We start from the raw sequence: 15,031 nt of genomic DNA, 5'->3' as shown, positions 1-15,031 counted from the left end.
GCCGGCGCTGCCGCGGAAACCGGTGTCGGGGCGGGGGCGGCCGCAGGGGCCGGCGCGACAGCGGGCGTCGGCGCAGCGGACGGGGCGGGAGCGGACGCCTCGGCCTCCTCGACCTCGACCGGCTTCTCGGTGGACGGCGCCTCGGGGGCGGCCTCAGCGGCCGGTGCGGCCGCACCGTCGCCGATCCTGGCGAGCACGGCGCCGACGGCGACGGTCTCGTCCTCGTTCACGAGGATCGCCTGCAGGACCCCGGCGACGGGGGAGGGGATCTCGGTGTCGACCTTGTCGGTCGAGATCTCCAGCAGGGGCTCGTCGACGGCGACCTCGTCGCCGACCTGCTTGAGCCAACGGGTCACGGTGCCCTCGGTGACGCTCTCGCCCAGCTCGGGAAGGACGACGTCGCGGCCCTCACCGGATGCCGCGGGCTCAGCCTCCGCGGCGGGAGCCTCCGCCGCGGGAGCGGGGGCGGCCTCTTCCGCGGGCGCCTCGGCGGCGGGAGCGGCCTCGGCCGGCTCCTCCGCGGCGGGAGCGCTCTCGGCCGGCGCCTCGGCGGACGCGGCGCCGGAGCCGTCGCCGATCTTCGCGAGGACCGCGCCGATCTCGACGGTCTCGTCCTCGCTCACGAGGATCTCCTCGACCACACCGCTCACCGGCGAAGGGATCTCGGTGTCGACCTTGTCGGTCGAGATCTCCAGCAGGCCCTCGTCGACCTCGACGGTGTCGCCGACGTTCTTGAGCCAGCGGGTGACCGTTCCCTCGGTCACGCTCTCTCCGAGCGCGGGGAGGACCACGGAAGTGCTCATGGCATTTGCTCCTTCTTCAAGCGGGTCTTCTTAGCTTAGTGACGTGCGTGCGTCAGATCGTGTGCAGCGGCTTGCCGGCGAGCGCGAGGAACGCCTCGCCCAGGGCCTCGCTCTGAGTGGGATGCGCGTGCAGGAACGGCGCGACGTCCTCGGGATGCGCGTCCCACCCCACCACGAGCTGCGCCTCCGCGATGAGCTCGCCCACCCGGGACCCCACCATGTGCACGCCGACGACCGGACCGTCCACGCGGCGGATCACGCGCACGCTGCCCGCGGTGCCGAGGATCTCGCTGCGGGCGTTGCCGGCCAGGTTGTAGTCGGCGACGGCCACTGCGTCCGCGCCGAAACGCGCCTCGGCCTGCTCGCGGGTCAGGCCCACGGCCGCCAGCTCCGGCTGCGAGTAGGTGATGCGGGGGATGGTCTCCTCCGGCGCGGCGACCGGGGAGAGGCCGGCGATGCGCTCGGCCACCAGGATGCCGTGGGCGAACCCGCGGTGCGCGAGCTGCGGGCCGGCGACGACGTCCCCGACCGCCCAGACGCCCGGGACGGCGGTGCGCAGATCGGCGTCGACGACGACGAAGCCGCGGTCGAGGCGGACGCCGGCGTCCTCGAGGCCGAGCCCGGCGGTCGCCGGAGCGCGGCCCACCGCGACCAGGACCTGATCGGCGTCCAGCGACGTGCCGTCGTCGAGCGTGACCGTGACGGACGTGTCGTCCTGCGACACGGCGGCGACCCGGACGCCGGTGCACACCTGGATGCCGCGCTTGCGGAACCCGCGTTCCAGCCCCTTGCGCAGGGTCTCGTCCTCGTTCGGCACGAGGCTCGGCAACGCCTCGACGACGGTCACCTCGGCCCCGAGCGAGCGCCACAGGCTCGCGAACTCGACCCCGATCACGCCGCCGCCGAGCACGACGACGCTCGCCGGCACGGCATCCAGCTCCAGCGCGGTCTCGCTCGTCAGCACGCGGCCACCCGGCTCGACGCCGGGCAGCGCGCGGGTGACGGCGCCGGTCGCGACGACCACGTGCGGCGCGGTGAACACGTCGTCGCCGACGCTGACGCGGCCGGGCCCGTCGAGGCGCCCGTCGCCGGCGACCACCGTGATGCCCCGTGCGGCGAGCAGACCCTGCAGACCCTTGTACTTCCCCGCCACGACATCGCGTCGGAAGGACTGCATCCGGGCGGCGTCGACGCCGGCGAGGGTCGCGCTCACACCGAGGTGCGCGGCCTCCGCGAGGGTGTCGACGACCTCGGCGACGTGCAGCAGCGCCTTCGTGGGCACGCAGCCGCGGTGCAGGCACGTGCCGCCGACCTTGTCGCGTTCGACCAGGACGACGCCCTTGCCGAGCTCCGCGGCCCGGATCGCCGTCGCATAGCCGGCGCTCCCGCCGCCGAGCACGACGATGTCGGCGGTGATCTCGCTCATCAGGCCTGCCCGTCGACGAGCTCGATCAGGGTGCGCACGGTCGCCGCCGTCGGTCCCTTGTCGGTGAACCCGTACGGCGCGCCCTTGTTCATGCCGACCCCCGCGATGTCCAGGTGCACCCACGGGATGCGCGGCGCATCGGGTTCGTCACCGACGCGACCGACGAACCGCCGCAGGAAGAGCGCCGCGAACAACGAGCCGCCGGCCGGATCGCCGATCTTCGCGTTCTGCAGGTCGGCGATGGGCGAGTCCAGCTCGTCCTCCATATGGTCGGGCAGAGGCATCCGCCAGGCCGGCTCGGCCGCGCGGGCGGCGGCGTCCAGGTAGGTCGCGACCGCCTCGTCGTCGCCCATGATCCCGGTGTGCCGGGTTCCCAGCGCGACGGTGATCGCACCGGTGAGCGTCGCGACGTCGACGATGATGTCGGGATGCGACCGGCTCGCGTCCACGAGGCCGTCGGCCAGCACGAGCCGTCCCTCGGCATCCGTGTTGAGCACCTCGACGGTCGTGCCGTCGAGCATCGTCAGCACGTCGCCGGGGCGGGTCGCGCCGCCCGAGGGCATGTTGTCGGCCACGCAGAGATGCGCGGTGACGCGGACCGGGAGCGCGAGCTGCGCCGCGGCCCGCAGCACCGCGAGCGCCACCGCGGCCCCGCACATGTCGTACTTCATGCCGACCATGGACGCCGCCGGCTTCAGCGACAGGCCGCCGGTGTCGAACGTGATGCCCTTGCCCACGATCGCGACATGCCGGACCGCGCCGGCCGGGGCGTACTCGAGACGCAGGAAGCGCGGCGGGCGGGTCGAGCCCTGGCCGACGCCGAGGATCCCGCCGTAGCCCTGCGCGGCCAGCTCGGTCTCGTCGAGCACGGTGATCTCGACCGGGAGGTCCGCCAGCTCGACGGCCGCGCGCTCCGCGAAGTCGGACGGCCCGAGCCACTGGGCGGGGACGTTGACGAGGTCCTTCACGAGCGCGACGGCACCGGCCACGACGTCCGCACGTGTCGCGTCGGCGTCCGCGGCGTCGGCCGCGACCACGACCACCTCCGCGGCGCGCGCCGCCGGTGTCGTGGTCTTGTACCCGGCGAAGCGGTAGCCGCCCAGCCCTGCGCCCTCCAGGAGCGCGAGCGCCGCACCCGGACCCGCGGCCGGCGCGGCGACGGCGACCCGGGCGTGACCGGTGAGCTGACGGATGCCGGCGCCCGCCGCGATCCGCAGGGCGGCCGCATCCGGCGACGCCCCGGAGCCGACCACGGCGAGCGGGCCGTCGAAGACCTCGGGGGCGTCCGTGCGGAGATACGTCCCCGGCGCACCGGAGAACCCGAGCCGCGTGAGCCTCGCGCCGAGCGCGGCGAAGGCGGGGTCCTCGAAGAAGGGATGCGAGGGCGGCGGCAGCACGAGCACGGCGGCGTCGGTGCCGGCCTCGCGCAACTCGACAGCGGCCACGGACAGCGCGGGATACGGCATCCCCCCATCCTAGGCAGCGCCGTCATGACGGATCCGTGCCCCCGTGCCCCTCGTACGATGGGGACATGCCCTTCGACGTCCCCGTGTTCGACCCGGCAGAGCCGGCGCCCGTCATCGCGGCCGGGCTGCCGCTGGTCGTGCTGCTCACCGGCTTCACCGACGCCGGTGCGGCGGTGGCGCAGACGATCGACTTCGTGCGCGAGGGCGCCGACCACGAGCTGGTCCGCCGGTACGAGAACGACGTGCTGCTGGACTATCGTGCGCGCCGCCCGATCATCGAGTTCGACAAGGACCACCTCAGCGACTACCGGGCGCCGCGCCTGGAGCTGAGCCTGACCCGTGACGCGCTCGACCGGCCGTATCTGCTGCTGTCCGGCTACGAGCCCGACTTCGCCTGGGAGGCGTTCGTGGCCTCGGTCGTGGAGTTCGTGCGCGCCGCGCGCGTCTCGGCGGTCACCTGGGTGCACGCGATCGGGATGCCGGTGCCGCACACCCGGCCGCTGGGCACGACCGTGTCCGGCAACCGTGCCGCGATCACCCAGGCGCACTCGGTGTGGCAGCCGCACACCCAGGTGCCGGCCACGGCCGGTCATCTGCTGGAGTACCGCCTGGCGGAGGTGGGGATCGAGGTGGCGGGGTTCGTGCTGCTGGTCCCGCACTACCTCGGCGACACCGAGTACCCGGCGGCCGCCATCGCGGCGCTGGACGGCATCACCGCAGCCACCGGGCTCGTCTTCGTCGTCGACATGCTGCGCGAGGAGAACGAGGAGTTCCTCGCGAAGGTGGGCGAGCAGATCGCCGGCAACGAGGATCTGGCCCGCATGCTGACCGGCCTCGAGGAGCGGTACGACGCCTACATGGCGGGCGCCACCCAGGCGACGCCGCTGCTGCACGAGGCGGACCTGCCCAGCGCCGACGAGCTGGCCGCCGAGCTCGAGCGGTTCCTCGCGAACCGGCACGGCGGCGACGACGAGGCCCGCGGCCCGCTCGGATGAGGGGAATGCGTCGTCGAGCCGCGGCGTTGCGGTACGGGTGAGGCGCACTCGCGTCCGCCCGCGTATGCGACAATGGAGGACCGACCCGTTGTCCGGCACTGCGACTCGTTCGCCGTGGACTTGACAAGGGTCTTACTAGTGTCCGCAGACGATCGCGGCATCCACCCCGGGAAAGGCTAACCGTGACTGTGAGCACGAAGACCGCCGACCGTTCACGCACCGCCGCTGCTGCGGCGACCGAAGAGATCCCTGACGCTCCGGAGAGCACGACGACGGCGACGAAGAAGCCGTCGGCCAAGACGGCCGGCGGGAAGCCGGCCGCGTCGAAGTCCGCCGCATCGAAGAAGGCGTCGGGGCGCACGACCAAGAAGGCCGACGCCGAGGACGAGGAGTTCGACGGCGAGGTCGACGAGGAGAGCCTCGACGAGGAGCTCGACGAGACCGACGACGAGGCCGAGGCGGAGGGCGCCGCCACGGCGAAGCCGGCGGAGAAGAAGCCCGACGACGACGAGGAGGACGAGGAGGAGACGACCAAGCCGGCGTTCTCCGAGCCGCTGCCCACCGGCGCGATCGTCATCTCCAGCTCGGACGAGGACGACGTGCCCGTCTACTCGACCCAGATCACCGGCGCGACGGCCGACCCGGTCAAGGACTACCTCAAGCAGATCGGCAAGGTGCCGCTGCTGAACGCGGCCGAAGAGGTCGAGCTCGCGATGCGCATCGAGGCGGGCCTGTTCGCGGAGGAGAAGCTGTCGCACATGGCGGCGGCCGAGAAGTCCACGCAGCTGGGGCTCGATCTGCAGTGGGTCGCCCGCGACGGGCAGCGCGCGAAGAGCCACCTGCTCGGCGCGAACCTGCGCCTGGTGGTCTCCCTCGCCAAGCGCTACACGGGCCGCGGCATGCAGTTCCTCGACCTGATCCAGGAGGGCAACCTCGGCTTGATCCGTGCGGTCGAGAAGTTCGACTACACCAAGGGCTTCAAGTTCTCGACCTACGCCACCTGGTGGATCCGGCAGGCGATCACACGCGCCATGGCAGACCAGGCCCGCACCATCCGCATCCCCGTGCACATGGTCGAGGTCATCAACAAGCTCGCCCGCGTGCAGCGCCAGATGCTGCAGGACCTGGGCCGCGAGCCCACGCCGGAGGAGCTCAGCCGCGAGCTGGACATGACCCCCGAGAAGGTCATCGAGGTGCAGAAGTACGGCCGCGAGCCGATCTCGCTCCACACTCCGCTCGGCGAGGACGGCGACAGCGAGTTCGGCGACCTGATCGAGGACACCGAGGCCGTGGTGCCGGCGGACGCCGTGGGCTTCACGATGCTGCAGCGTCAGCTCGAGTCCCTCCTCGACTCGCTCAGCGAGCGCGAGGCCGGCGTGATCCGCATGCGCTTCGGCCTGGGCGACGGGCAGCCCAAGACGCTCGACCAGATCGGCGACACGTTCGGGGTGACGCGTGAGCGCATCCGGCAGATCGAGTCGAAGACGATGGCGAAGCTTCGTCACCCGTCGCGGTCGCAGTCGCTGCGGGACTACCTCGAGTGAGCGAAGCCGCAACGCCCCAGGCGAACGACGGCAAGGCGCTGACGACCGAGGTCGAGGGCGCGGTCTATCAGCGCATCCCGATCCGCACCCGGGTCGTCCTCCCCGGCGACGCGCTCGACCCGTTCATCACGGAGTACGCCGTCGACGCGGTGGCGCCCGGAGACGTGCTGTTCGTCACCGAGAAGATCGTGGCGATCACGCAGGGCCGCTCGTATCTCGTGGCGGAGATCCGGCCCCGCCGGCTCGCCGTCTTCCTCTCGAAGTACGTGACCCGCACCCCGTACGGGATCGGGCTGGGCATGCCGGAGACGATGGAGATGGCGCTGCGCGAGTGCGGGACGCCCCGCATCCTGTTCGCCGCGGCCGTCTCGGCGGTGACGAAGCCGTTCGGGCGCAAGGGCGACTTCTACCGGATCGCCGGCGACAAGGCGCGCGCGATCGACGGGCCGACCAGCGGCACGATCCCGCCGTACAACAAGGCGGTGGTGCTGGGGCCGCGACGTCCGCGCGAGGTCGCCGCACAGCTGCGGACGCTGCTGCCGGCGGGCGTGGACGTCGCCGTGGTCGACATCAACGACCTGGGCGGGAACATCCTCGGCTCGACGCTCGACCGGGCCGGCGAGAGGCGCCTGGTCGCGATCCTGCGCGACAACCCGCTCGGGCAGGGGCACCAGTCGACCCCGCTGGGCATCGTCCGCCGCGTCTGAGGGTCGGCCGGCGGCTCCGGATCAGACCGCGTCGACCAGGCGCGCGGTCTCGTCGTGCCAGCTGGTGGCGACGGCGCGCAGCTTCTCCTCGTACTTGCGGCCGTGGTGGGCGCAGAACAGCAGCTCGCTGCCGTTGACCTCGGCGGCGATGTAGGCCTGCGCGCCGCAGGAGTCGCAACGGTCCGCTGCGGTGAGGCGGAACGCGAGAACCGGGGCCTGCTCGGGTGCGGTCGTGGTGTTCATCGCGGTGCCTCCTCCAGGTTTCGTGCGCTGCGTGGTCCCCTCATACAACCACGCGGATGTTTCCGGAATGCCGCGATCGGGTCACATTTCGCTGTGCGCGTATCCGACCCCGCGCGGGCCGTGTCCGTGCTCGGAAGCGTCCGACGCCGCGGATACGCTTGAGGATTGTGACCGCCGAATACTCCGCCCACCACCTGCAGGTCCTGGAGGGGCTCGAGGCGGTCCGCAAGCGTCCCGGCATGTACATCGGCTCCACCGACTCGCGCGGCCTGATGCACTGCCTGTGGGAGATCATCGACAACTCGGTCGACGAGGCGCTGGCCGGCAACGGATCCCGGATCGAGATCGTCCTGCACGCCGACGGGAGCGTCGAGGTGCGCGACAGCGGCCGCGGCATCCCGGTCGACATCGAGCCGCGCACTGGCCTCACCGGCGTCGAGGTCGTCTTCACGAAGCTGCACGCGGGCGGCAAGTTCGGCGGCGGCTCGTACGCGGCGTCCGGCGGACTGCACGGCGTGGGCGCCTCGGTCGTGAACGCGCTCTCGGAGCGGCTGGAGGTCGAGGTGGACCGCGCCGGCAAGACGTGGGCCATGTCGTTCCACCGCGGCGAGCCGGGCCGGTTCGCCGACGCCGGCGGTCCGCATCCGGATGCCGCCTTCACGCCGTTCCGGGAGAAGAGCGAGCTGCGGGTCGTCGGCCGCGCGGCCAAGGGGGCGACGGGCACCCGCATCCGCTACTGGGCCGACCGGCAGATCTTCACGAAGGACGCCGCGTTCTCGCTGGACGACCTCGTGCAGCGCGTGCGCCAGACGGCGTTCCTCGTGCCCGGGCTCGAGATCGTGCTGCGCGACGAGCGGGCCGCGGACGCGGCGCCCGTCGAGTCGGTCTACCGCTTCGACGGCGGGATCTCGGAGTTCGTGGAGTTCCTCGCGCCCGACTCGGCGGTCACCGACACGTGGCGGCTGACCGGGATGGGCACCTTCACCGAGACGGTGCCGGTGCTGCAGGCGTCCGGGGCGATGGTGCCGACCGAGATCGAGCGCGAATGCGGCGTCGACGTCGCGCTGCGCTGGGGGACCGGCTACGAGACGGTGAGCCGTTCGTTCGTGAACATCATCGCGACGCCCAAGGGCGGCACCCACCAGCAGGGATTCGAGCAGGGCCTCATGAAGGTGCTGCGCGCGCAGATCGACCAGAACGCCCGGCGGCTGAAGGTCGGCAACGACAAGCTGGAGAAGGACGACATCCTCGCCGGTCTCACCGTCGTGCTCACGGTGCGGCTGCCCGAGCCGCAGTTCGAGGGGCAGACCAAGGAGGTGCTGGGCACCCCGGCGGTGCGGCAGATCGTGTCGTCCGTCGTCGCGAAGGAGCTGACGGCGCGGTTCGCCTCCGCCAAGCGCGACGACAAGGCGCAGACCGCGCTGCTGCTGGACAAGATCGTCTCGGAGATGAAGGCGCGCATCTCTGCGCGCACGCACAAGGAGACCCAGCGCCGCAAGAACGCGCTGGAGTCGTCCTCGCTGCCCGCCAAGCTCGTTGACTGCCGCTCGAACGACGTCGCCGACTCCGAGCTGTTCATCGTCGAGGGCGACTCCGCGCTGGGCACGGCGAAGCTCGCGCGCAACAGCGAGTACCAGGCGCTGCTGCCGATCCGCGGCAAGATCCTCAACGTGCAGAAGGCGTCCGTGAGCGACATGCTCTCCAACGCCGAGTGCGCGTCGATCATCCAGGTGATCGGCGCGGGGTCGGGACGCTCGTTCGACCTCGAGGCGGCCCGCTACGGCAAGGTCATCCTGATGAGCGACGCCGACGTCGACGGCGCGCACATCCGTACCCTGCTGCTCACGCTGTTCTTCCGCTACATGCGTCCGCTCGTGGAGGCCGGCCGGGTGTACGCGGCCGTGCCGCCGCTGCATCGCGTCGTCGTGAAGGGCCCGGGCTCGAAGCCCAACGAGACGATCTACACGTACGGCGAGTCGGAGCTGCATGACCTGCTCGGGCGGCTGACCAGGCAGGGCAGGCGCTGGCAGGAGCCGGTGCAGCGGTACAAGGGACTCGGCGAGATGGACGCCGATCAGCTCGCCGTCACGACGATGGACCGCGCGGGGCGGACTCTGCGCCGCGTGCAGGTGATCGACGCGGAGCAGCACGCCGCCGTGTTCGACCTGCTGATGGGCAACGAGGTCGCGCCGCGCCGCGACTTCATCGTCTCCTCCAGCGACCGGCTCGCGCGGGAGCGCATCGACGCCTGAGAACGGTCCGCGCTCAGGCGATCGGGGCTCCCACGGCGGCGACCACGGCCTCCGACGGCACGCCGGAGGCGTCACGTCTCGCGCCCGACGCGGGCAGGGCGCGCACCGCGCCGTCGGGGCCGACGGCACGCGGCTGGGCGCCGACCCACGCGAGCGTCAGCTGGTCCTCGCCCTTCAGGAACCGCTGCGCCCTCACCCCGCCGGTCGCGCGGCCCTTCGGCGGGAACTCGTCGAACGCCGACACCTTCCCGCTGCCGGCGTCGGTCCCGGCCAGCGCCTGTGACGAGCCGGCGAGGGTCACCACGACGGCGTCGGATGCGGCATCCACCACGCCGAAGAACACGACGGACGCGCCGGGCGAGAGCCGGATGCCGGCCATGCCGCCCGCCGCCCGACCCTGCGGCCGCACGCTCGCGGCGTCGAAGCGCAGCAGCTGCGCGTCGGAGGCCACGAACACGAGCTCGGCGCCGTCGGGCGCCGGCGCTGCTCCCACGACCCGGTCGCCGGGCTTGAGCGCGATGATCTCGACCTCGTGCTTGTTCAGGGGGAGCTCGGTCGCAGCCACCCGCTTGACGGTCCCGTTCGCCGTGCCGATCGCGATGACCGGCTCGGCGACCAGGGGCACGAGCGCGACGACGTGCTCGGAGCCTGCGAGTCCCACGTACTGGTCGGCCCTGGTCCCGGCCGCGAGCTGAACGGCGTTCCCCGGAACGGACGGCAGATCCACAGGGGAGAAGCGGACGAGCCGTCCGGCGCTGGTGACCGCGCCGACCTCGCCGCGCACGGTCGTGTCCACCGCCGAGCGCACCGCGTCGTGCTTCGCGCGCCGGGTGGGGGCGACGACCTCGCCCTCCGGCGAGAGCACGGCCCGCACCATCCGTCCGGTCGCCGACAGGTAGACGCGGCACGGGTCGTCGGCCAGCTGCAGGTCGACGGCGGCCGCCTTGCCGCGCGCGGTCACCGGGCCCCCGTCCAGCAGCAGCGTGCGCCGCGGCGTCCCGTACGTCTCCGCCGCGGCGTCCAGCTCCCGGGCGACCTGGGCGCGCAGCAGCGCATCGCTGCCCAGCAGCTCCTCGAGGCTCGCGATCTCCGCCTGCAGCTGATCGCGCTCGGCCTCCAGCTCGATGCGCGAGAACTTGGTGAGGCGACGCAGACGCAGCTCGAGGATGTACTCCGACTGCACCTGGCTGAGGTCGAACACGTCCATGAGGCGCGTGCGCGCCTGCTCGGCGTCGTCGGAGGCGCGGATGACCTGGATGACCTCGTCGATGTCGAGGATCGCGATCAGCAGCCCCTCCACCAGGTGCAGCCGCTCGCGCCGGCGCGCCAGGCGGTACCGCGAGCGGCGCGTGACGACCTCGATGCGGTGGTCGAGATAGACCCGCAGCAGCTCGACCAGCCCGAGGGTGCGCGGCTGACCGCCCACCAACGCGTTGTTGTTGATGCCGAACGACTCCTCCATCGGAGTCAGCCGGAACAGCTGCTCCAGCACCGCGTTCGGGTCGAACCCGGTCTTGATGCCGATGACCATGCGCAGGCCGTGACGTCGGTCGGTGAGGTCGGTGACGTCCGAGATCCCGGTGAGCTTCTTCGCGTTCACCGCGTCCTTGATCTTCTCGATCACCCGCTCGGGACCGACCATGTACGGCAGCTCGGTCACGACGATGCCGGTCCTGCGCGGGCCGAGCGCCTCCACGGTCGTCTTCGCGCGGGTGCGGAACGTGCCGCGACCGCTCGCATAGGCGTCGCGGATGCCGTCGAGTCCGACGATGATGCCGCCGGAGGGCAGATCGGGGCCCGGCACGAACTCCATCAGCTCCTCGAGCGTCGCCTCCGGATGCTGCAGCAGGTGGGTGGCGGCGGCGACCACCTCGATGAGGTTGTGCGGAGCCATGTTGGTGGCCATGCCCACCGCGATGCCGGTCGTGCCGTTCACGAGCAGGTTCGGGAAGGCGGCCGGCAGCACCTCCGGCTGCATGATCTGGCCGTCGTAGTTCGGGACGAAGTCGACGACGTCCTCGTCGAGGTCCTCGGTCAAGGCGAGCGCGGCCGGCGCCAGACGCGCCTCGGTGTAGCGGGATGCCGCCGGGCCGTCGTCGAGCGACCCGAAGTTGCCGTGTCCGTCCACCAGCGGCACCCGCAGGGCGAACGCCTGTGCCAGCCGCACCAGCGCGTCGTAGATCGGCGCATCGCCGTGCGGGTGGAGCTTGCCCATGACCTCGCCGACCACGCGCGCGCTCTTCACGTGGCCGCGGTCGGGGCGCAGGCCCATGTCGGCCATCTGATACAGGATGCGGCGCTGCACCGGCTTCAGCCCGTCGCGCGCATCGGGCAGGGCGCGGGAATAGATGACCGAGTAGGCGTACTCGAGGTACGAGCCCTGCATCTCGGTCGAGAGGTCGATGTCCTCGATGCGGCCTTCGGCGGGAGACGGATCGGAACGCGGAGATGGCATGGGCGAGCAGGGACCTCGGGTCGGCGGAGGGCCCGCGGCGGTGTGCCAGACTGGCCCGGATGACCCTCAGCCTACCGGCGCGGCCCGCCGGGGCCCGGAGCCTCACCGAGGTGCTGCCGATCCTGATCGACGCCCTCGAGGGGACCTCCGCCGTGCTGCCGCCGGTCCGCAGCGGCATCGTGTTCGTGCTCGACGGGCTGGGTGCGCGCAACCTCGCCGCCCGTCGTGCGCACGGTCGGTTCCTCGCCGCGGCCATGGGCCGGAAGGACGTCGCGCGCAGCGTCTTCCCCAGCACGACGGCGGCGGCGCTCACCTCGCTGCTGACCGCCGCCTGGCCGGGGGAGCACGGGGTCGTCGGCTACCGGGTGCGGCTGCCCGAGACCGGCGTCGTGGTGAACCAGCTCAACGGCTGGGAGGGCGGCGGGCTCGACCCTCTCACCTGGCAGCGCGCCGAACCCCTGCTGATGCAGGAGGCGCGCCGCGGCCGGCCCTGCTTCGTGGTGTCCAAGCCGGACTATGTCACGAGCGGGTTCACGGCCGCGACCCTGCGCGGCGCGGAGATCCACGGCGCCGGCGCGCTCGACGAGCGTGTCGAGCTGGCCGCGCACCTCGCCCGCAGCCACGAGGGCGCGCTCGTCTACCTGTACGGGCCGGAGCTCGACGTGGTCGGCCACCGGAAGGGGGCCGACTCGGACGAGTGGGCCTTCGCGCTCGAAGCCGTGGACGCCGCCGCCCGCCGCCTGCACGAGGCCGTCGGGGCGACGGCCGGCATCCTGGTCACCGCCGACCACGGGATGGTGGACGTCGCCCCCTCCCGCCACGTGCTGTTCGGGGAGGGGCCGCTGACAGACGGCGTGACCGCCGTGGGCGGCGAGCCGCGGATGCTGCATCTCTACGCCGCGGAGGGCGCGGCATCCGATCTGCACGCGGCGTGGTCCGCGTCCGAGCGCGACCGGGCCTGGGTGCTCACGCGGGACGAGGCGATCGGCGCCGGTCTGTTCGGGCCGCACGTCGACGAGGCCGTCGCGGCGCGGATCGGAGATGTGCTGGTGGTGGCACGTGCCCGGCTCGCGTACTACGACGATCGGGTGGCGGACACCTCGCCGCGCAAGATGGTCGGACAGCACGGGTCGCTCAGCGACGAGGAGACGACGGTGCCGCTCATCCGTCTGGGCGCGTTCTCGCGCTGACGGATCAGTCAGCCCTCGTCGCCCCGGGCGCCGAACACGATCTCGTCCCACGACGGCATCGAGGGGCGCCCCTTCCGCCGCGGCGTCTCGGCCTCCGGCTCGACGGTCTCGAACGTCGCCTCGGCACCCGGCTCGAGCGCGTCGAACAGGGCGACCGGCGCCGGGGTGCGCTCCTCCGCCTCGCCGGTCGGCGCCGGGGTGCGCTGACCGCGACGACGGCGCAGCGCCTCGAGCAGGTCGGCCGTCTCCGGCGACGCCACCGGTGCGTCCGGTGCGCGCTTGATCGCGGCGTCCTGCACGGCGACGCTGGAGCCCTCCGCGACCTCCGGCACGACCCGCGGGCCGAACGCACCGCTGTCGAAACGGGAGTCGTCCTTCAGTCCCGGTGCGTCGAGCGCGCGCAGTCGCGGGATGAGGCCTTCGGGCAGCGAGCCCTGCCGGGACAGCTGCGTGGCGTCCGCGTTGAGCGGTGCGAGCGTGCTGCGGCGCGGGTCGAACGACCAGCGGGCATCCCGCTCGACGTCGCCGGCGATGAACAGGAGCTTCACGATCCAGCCGTCCGGCTCCTTCCAGCCGCTCCAGCGCTCTCCGCTGGCCGACGCCTCGGCCAGCTTCGCGCGCACCGCGACCCCGAACGTCGTGGACGGCGCGTCGTCGAAGTCGCCGGCCGTGAGCACCGGCACCGACAGCGCCTGACCCACGATGAACTCGCGCTCGGCGATCACCGGCGGCTCGTAACGTCGGACGTCCTCGATCGCGACGCCCAGCAGCTCCGCGACGTCCTCCGCGGACAGACCGGCCCGAATCTGCGCCTGGATCTCGCGCGGGCTCGCCTTGTGGGCGGGGACGGGCTCGGGCGCGGGCCCTCGGGCGCGACGGACCTCGGCACGCAGCACCTCGTCGACGGCGAGGGCGAAGCGCTCACCCGCCGGGGTCGCCAGCACGAGCGATCCCGCTTCGGTGCCGATCACTCTCAGCTGTTCCATGCGTCACACGCCTCCGATCCGCGGTGTGTGGCCATGCTGACACACGCCCCGCCCAACGCCGGGAATATCCGGCGCGCGCCGCGAGTTTTCCCGCGGGCATGATCCGCTCGTGCATTTGCGAAATGACGGTCGGTCATGCAAACTATCGCCGCCTGCACGCCCGAAGGCGCGCTCCACCCGAGGAAAAAGAGACATACACGCATGGCCACGGACTACGACGCCCCCCGCAAGAACGAGGACGACAGCGAGTCGATCGAGGCGCTCAAGGAGCGCGTTCCCGACAAGCTGTCGGGGGCGGTCGACGTCGAAGACGCCGACAATCCTTCCGGCTTCGAGCTCCCGGGCGCCGATCTGTCCGACCTTGAGCTCGACGTCGTCGTGCTGCCGGCGCAGGAGGACGAGTTCACCTGCGTGAGCTGCTTCCTGGTGAAGCACCGCTCGCAGCTCGACCACGAGGAGGCCGCGGGGCCTATCTGTGTGGAGTGCGCGGCCTGAGCTGCGCGCGGCGGACGGCCGCGGCCAGCCGGTCCGGGGTGCGGCTGGAGACCACCCATGCCGGCGCCGGGTCGTCGGGATCGGTCAGCGGGAACACCACCAGTCCGTCGATCCCGCCGCGAAGCATGTGCCAGGCGCGCACCGGCAGCCCGGGTCCGCGCGCCGCGCGCGCCTGGTCTCCGCGCAGCACCGTGGGCTCGCCGAGGTAGGAGACGTCGATGCGGGCGGGTCCTGCGCGCAGGACCGAGCCGGCGACCTCGACGCTCGGCGCGAGACCGATCAGGGCCGCGACCATCACGACGGCGACGACGGCGCCGATCACGAGCGCGAGCGTCGTGCCGATCTTCACGAAGACGAGGGCGGCCATCGGCGCGCACACCATCGCCGCGACGATCGTCCAGAGGGACGGAGCAAGACGCTCTCGGTAGGCGGCGTGTCGACGCCGGGAGCGCGAGTTCATCTTCTGCAT

General features: G+C 72.3%; 13 protein-coding genes. 6 read left to right on the top strand and 7 right to left on the bottom strand.

The features are described 5' to 3' along the window. From QM626_RS01885 to QM626_RS01875, 3 genes are all read right to left on the bottom strand, one after another. The coding region (locus QM626_RS01885; RefSeq protein ID WP_415073358.1) for a biotin/lipoyl-containing protein at positions 1-803 on the bottom strand (803 nt) is incomplete at its 3' end. 52 nt (positions 804-855) lie between these two features. Further along, the gene (lpdA, locus tag QM626_RS01880; protein ID WP_415073356.1) at positions 856-2,229 is read right to left on the bottom strand and encodes a dihydrolipoyl dehydrogenase; all 1,374 of its coding nucleotides are present in this window, start codon (positions 2,227-2,229) and stop codon (positions 856-858) included. Continuing rightward, a complete protein-coding gene (locus QM626_RS01875) occupies positions 2,229-3,695 on the bottom strand; it encodes a leucyl aminopeptidase (RefSeq protein WP_415073354.1) in 1,467 nt (488 codons plus the stop codon). The genes lpdA and QM626_RS01875 overlap by 1 nt, the downstream gene beginning before the upstream one ends. A 65-nt stretch (positions 3,696-3,760) precedes the next feature. Between QM626_RS01875 and QM626_RS01870 the strand changes: the two genes are divergently transcribed. The 3 genes from QM626_RS01870 to QM626_RS01860 all read left to right on the top strand — a co-directional run bounded on the left by QM626_RS01870 (position 3,761) and on the right by QM626_RS01860 (position 6,941). Further along, on the top strand, positions 3,761-4,690 hold the full coding sequence (locus QM626_RS01870) for a proteasome assembly chaperone family protein (protein WP_415073352.1): 930 nt from the start codon (positions 3,761-3,763) through the stop codon (positions 4,688-4,690). 182 nt (positions 4,691-4,872) lie between these two features. Next, positions 4,873-6,234 carry an RNA polymerase sigma factor gene (locus QM626_RS01865; protein ID WP_415073350.1) on the top strand — a complete coding sequence of 454 codons (1,362 nt, stop codon included), beginning with the start codon at positions 4,873-4,875 and terminating at the stop codon, positions 6,232-6,234. After that, positions 6,231-6,941 carry a coenzyme F420-0:L-glutamate ligase gene (locus QM626_RS01860; protein ID WP_415073348.1) on the top strand — a complete coding sequence of 237 codons (711 nt, stop codon included), beginning with the start codon at positions 6,231-6,233 and terminating at the stop codon, positions 6,939-6,941. Before QM626_RS01865 ends, QM626_RS01860 begins: the two co-directional genes overlap by 4 nt. 21 nt (positions 6,942-6,962) lie before the next feature. Here the strand turns inward: QM626_RS01860 and QM626_RS01855 are convergent, their stop codons facing one another. Then, positions 6,963-7,184, bottom strand: coding sequence for a hypothetical protein (locus QM626_RS01855; protein WP_415073346.1), 222 nt, complete (start codon positions 7,182-7,184; stop codon positions 6,963-6,965). Between the two features lie 167 nt (positions 7,185-7,351). Here QM626_RS01855 and QM626_RS01850 point away from each other — a divergent pair, with 167 nt between their 5' ends. After that, positions 7,352-9,436, top strand: a complete 2,085-nt coding sequence (locus QM626_RS01850) for a DNA gyrase/topoisomerase IV subunit B (RefSeq protein WP_415073344.1) — start codon at positions 7,352-7,354, stop codon at positions 9,434-9,436. Positions 9,437-9,449: 13 nt separating this feature from the next. Here the strand turns inward: QM626_RS01850 and QM626_RS01845 are convergent, their stop codons facing one another. Further along, positions 9,450-11,891, bottom strand: coding sequence for a DNA gyrase/topoisomerase IV subunit A (locus tag QM626_RS01845; RefSeq protein WP_415073342.1), 2,442 nt, complete (start codon positions 11,889-11,891; stop codon positions 9,450-9,452). A 59-nt stretch (positions 11,892-11,950) separates the two neighbouring features. Here QM626_RS01845 and QM626_RS01840 point away from each other — a divergent pair, with 59 nt between their 5' ends. Further along, positions 11,951-13,081: an alkaline phosphatase family protein gene (locus tag QM626_RS01840; protein ID WP_415073340.1), complete on the top strand. Its 1,131-nt coding sequence runs from the start codon at positions 11,951-11,953 to the stop codon at positions 13,079-13,081. An 8-nt stretch (positions 13,082-13,089) separates the two neighbouring features. Here QM626_RS01840 and sepH read toward each other — a convergent pair whose 3' ends face one another. Continuing rightward, positions 13,090-14,067: a septation protein SepH gene (gene sepH / locus QM626_RS01835; RefSeq protein ID WP_415073338.1), complete on the bottom strand. Its 978-nt coding sequence runs from the start codon at positions 14,065-14,067 to the stop codon at positions 13,090-13,092. Positions 14,068-14,268: 201 nt separating this feature from the next. On the opposite strand from sepH, the gene QM626_RS01830 reads away from it, so the two are divergent. Then, positions 14,269-14,562: a DUF4193 domain-containing protein gene (locus QM626_RS01830; RefSeq protein ID WP_415073336.1), complete on the top strand. Its 294-nt coding sequence runs from the start codon at positions 14,269-14,271 to the stop codon at positions 14,560-14,562. Here the strand turns inward: QM626_RS01830 and QM626_RS01825 are convergent. After that, complete coding sequence (locus QM626_RS01825; protein ID WP_415073334.1) at positions 14,537-15,022, bottom strand: DUF3093 domain-containing protein; 486 nt, start codon at positions 15,020-15,022, stop codon at positions 14,537-14,539. The two genes, QM626_RS01830 and QM626_RS01825, sit on opposite strands and share 26 nt — an antisense overlap. Positions 15,023-15,031: the final 9 nt, after the last annotated feature.

The sequence above is a fragment of the Microbacterium sp. genome (assembly GCF_047606385.1).
Taxonomy (GTDB): Bacteria; Actinomycetota; Actinomycetes; order Actinomycetales; family Microbacteriaceae; genus Microbacterium.
Note: the sequence above shows the minus strand (reverse complement) of the source record. Positions and strands in the feature narration are given on the sequence as shown.

Excerpts from the sequence above, each read along its gene's own strand:
- QM626_RS01840 (WP_415073340.1), top strand. The coding sequence starts at position 11,951 with ATGACCCTCAGCCTACCGGCGCGGCCCGCCGGGGCCCGGAGCCTCACC.
- lpdA (WP_415073356.1), bottom strand. The coding sequence starts at position 2,229 with ATGAGCGAGATCACCGCCGACATCGTCGTGCTCGGCGGCGGGAGCGCC.
- QM626_RS01875 (WP_415073354.1), bottom strand. The coding sequence starts at position 3,695 with ATGCCGTATCCCGCGCTGTCCGTGGCCGCTGTCGAGTTGCGCGAGGCC.
- QM626_RS01855 (WP_415073346.1), bottom strand. The coding sequence starts at position 7,184 with ATGAACACCACGACCGCACCCGAGCAGGCCCCGGTTCTCGCGTTCCGC.
- QM626_RS01830 (WP_415073336.1), top strand. The coding sequence starts at position 14,269 with ATGGCCACGGACTACGACGCCCCCCGCAAGAACGAGGACGACAGCGAG.
- sepH (WP_415073338.1), bottom strand. The coding sequence starts at position 14,067 with ATGGAACAGCTGAGAGTGATCGGCACCGAAGCGGGATCGCTCGTGCTG.
- QM626_RS01870 (WP_415073352.1), top strand. The coding sequence starts at position 3,761 with ATGCCCTTCGACGTCCCCGTGTTCGACCCGGCAGAGCCGGCGCCCGTC.
- QM626_RS01845 (WP_415073342.1), bottom strand. The coding sequence starts at position 11,891 with ATGCCATCTCCGCGTTCCGATCCGTCTCCCGCCGAAGGCCGCATCGAG.
- QM626_RS01825 (WP_415073334.1), bottom strand. The coding sequence starts at position 15,022 with ATGAACTCGCGCTCCCGGCGTCGACACGCCGCCTACCGAGAGCGTCTT.